General features: G+C 54.6%; 1 rRNA gene. It reads right to left on the bottom strand.

Annotated features, from left to right (window positions below):
- Window positions 1-2,794: ribosomal RNA gene (locus GK091_RS29270) — 23S ribosomal RNA — on the bottom strand; the annotation flags it as partial.
- Between the last annotated feature and the right edge of the window lie 84 nt (window positions 2,795-2,878).

Consider the following 2,878-nt stretch of genomic DNA (forward strand, 5'->3'; position numbering starts at 1 on the left):
TGTCTCCAAACCTACACCTGTCGCCTATCAACGTAGTCGTCTCCTACGACCCTTTATACCGGATGACTCATCTCGGGGCCAGTTTCGCACTTAGATGCCTTCAGCGCTTATCTGTTCCCAACGTAGCTACTCGGCCGTGCCTGCGGCCAAACAACCGATCCGCCAGCGGTTGGTCCATCCCGGTCCTCTCGTACTAAGGACAGACCCCCTCAGTCATCCAACGCCCACCACAGATAGGGACCGAACTGTCTCACGACGTTCTGAACCCAGCTCGCGTGCCACTTTAATCGGCGAACAGCCGAACCCTTGGAACCTTCTCCAGCCCCAGGATGTGACGAGCCGACATCGAGGTGCCAAACCTCCCCGTCGATGTGAGCTCTTGGGGGAGATCAGCCTGTTATCCCCGGCGTACCTTTTATCCTTTGAGCGATGGCCCTTCCATGCGGAACCACCGGATCACTATACCCGACTTTCGTCCCAGATCGGCCTGTGTGCCTCACTGTCAAGCTTGCTTCTGCTATTGCACTCCACTGCCGATTACCGTCCGGCATGAGCAAACCTTGGGAAACCTCCGTTACCCTTTCGGAGGTGACCACCCCAGTCAAACTACCCACCAAACACGGTCCGAGTCTCCTCGTTAGAACGCCAGTAAGCCAAGGGCGGTATTTCAAGGTTGATTCCAGGATGCCTGGCGACACCCCTTCGCAATCTCCCGCCTATCCTACACATGACTGACCGGCATTCAATGTTAAGCTGTAGTAAAGGTGCACGGGGTCTTTCCGTCCCGTGGCGGGTAAGCGGCATCTTCACCGCTACTACAATTTCACCGAACTCATGGTTGAGACAGTGCCCAGATCGTTACACCATTCGTGCAGGTCGGAACTTACCCGACAAGGAATTTCGCTACCTTAGGACCGTTATAGTTACGGCCGCCGTTTACTGGGGCTTCAGTTCAAACCTTCGCCTTGCGACTAAGCTCCCCCCTTAACCTTCCAGCACCGGGCAGGTGTCAGACCCTATGCGTCAACTTTCATTTTGGCAGAGTCCTGTGTTTTTGGTAAACAGTCGCCTGGGCCTCTTCTCTGCAGCCTCCCACTCGCGCAGGTAGGCCCCCCTTATCCCGAAGTTACAGGGTCATTTTGCCGAGTTCCTTAACCATGATTCTTTCGCGCACCTTAGAATATTCTTCCCAGCTACCTGTGTCGGTTTACGGTACGGGTATCCATACGCTTAACGACCACTGACTTTTCTTGGAAGCCCCTTCAGTTCTTCGCTTCAGCCGAAGCCTCCGCTCAACGCCCACTTCCGTCCGGACGTAGAACCCCCAGCACTCCGTCATCAGTACTCCTGCATAGATAGTTCAGGACTATTAACCTGATCCCCCTCAAAGCCCGGCATTCGCCTGCTCCTTAGACCCCGACTAACCCTCCGATGACTGCCATCGCGGAGGAAACCTTAGCTTTTCGGTGTGAGGAGTTCTCATCCTCATTCTCGTTACTTATGCCTACATTTGCTTTTCTATGCGGTCCACCAGGGCTCACGCCCCAACTTCACCCCCCATAGAATGCTCTCCTACCACAAGTTAGTCTAACTAACTGTCCATAGCTTCGGTGATGTGCTTGATGCCCGTTTATTATCGACGCCCGCCCCGCTCGACCAGTGAGCTGTTACGCACTCTTTAAAGGAATAGCTGCTTCCAAGCTAACCTCCTGGCTGTCTCAGCAGCCGGACCGCCTTTGTTCAACTTAGCACTCACTTAGGGACCTTAGCTGATGGTCTGGGTTGTTCCCCTCTCGGACTTGGACCTTAGCACCCAAGCCCTCACTGCCCAGCACCCACTTGCGCATTCGGAGTTCATCAGAAGTTGGTAGGATGTGACTCCCCCGCATCCTGTTGGTCGCTCTACCTCACAAGTGGTAACACTGAACGCTGTTCCTAAAAACATTTCGGAGAGTACGAGCTATTTCTCAGTTTGATTGGCCTTTCACCCCTACCCGCAGTTCATCCGGAAGCTTTTCAACGCTTATCGGTTCGGTCCTCCACGGTGTGTTACCACCCCTTCAACCTGACCACGGGTAGATCACCAAGTTTCGCGTCTACCTCCACTGACTATTCGCCCTATTCAGACTCGCTTTCGCTTCGGCTGCGTACGTCCACGTACTTAACCTCGCCAGTGACGGTAACTCGTAGGCTCATTATGCAAAAGGCACGCCGTCACTGCCCGCTGGCAGCTCCGACCGCTTGTAAGCGCCTGGTTTCAGGGTCTATTTCACCCGGGTACTCCCCGTGCTTTTCACCGTTCCCTCACGGTACTCTCCACTATCGGTCTTCTGGTCGTATTTAGCCTTACCGGATGGTGCCGGCCGATTCAGAGGGGATTTCTCCGGTCCCCCCCTACTCAGGATCCCCAACCCGCCAACGCCCTGACCCGTACGGGACTCTCACCCTCTATGGTTGACTTTCCCAAGTCATTTCAGTTCGATTGTTGGCTTGATGTCGGGTCCTACTACCCCAACCACGCCGTAACGTGACTGGTTTGGGCTGTTCCGCGTTCGCTCGCCACTACTGACGGAATCACTCGATTGTTTTCTCTTCCTGCGGGTACTTAGATGTTTCAGTTCTCCGCGTTCGCTCCTCGAAAGGTACTATCTCTTCAAGATAGTGGGTTGCCCCATTCGGATACCAGTGGATCAGCCCCTGCCAGCGGGTCCCCACCATGTTTCGTCGCTTGCCACGTCCTTCGTCGCCACCAGAAGCCTTAGGCATCCCCCAGGCGCCCTTTTGCTGCGTGTTTCACGCTCTCTACTCGTTACTCTTGTGTGTCACCCAATTCCATCACTAGGATGAAATCAGTCTCTCCCTGTAGGTCAAAGAACAT

The sequence above is a fragment of the Spirosoma agri genome (assembly GCF_010747415.1).
Classification (GTDB): domain Bacteria; phylum Bacteroidota; class Bacteroidia; order Cytophagales; family Spirosomataceae; genus Spirosoma; species Spirosoma agri.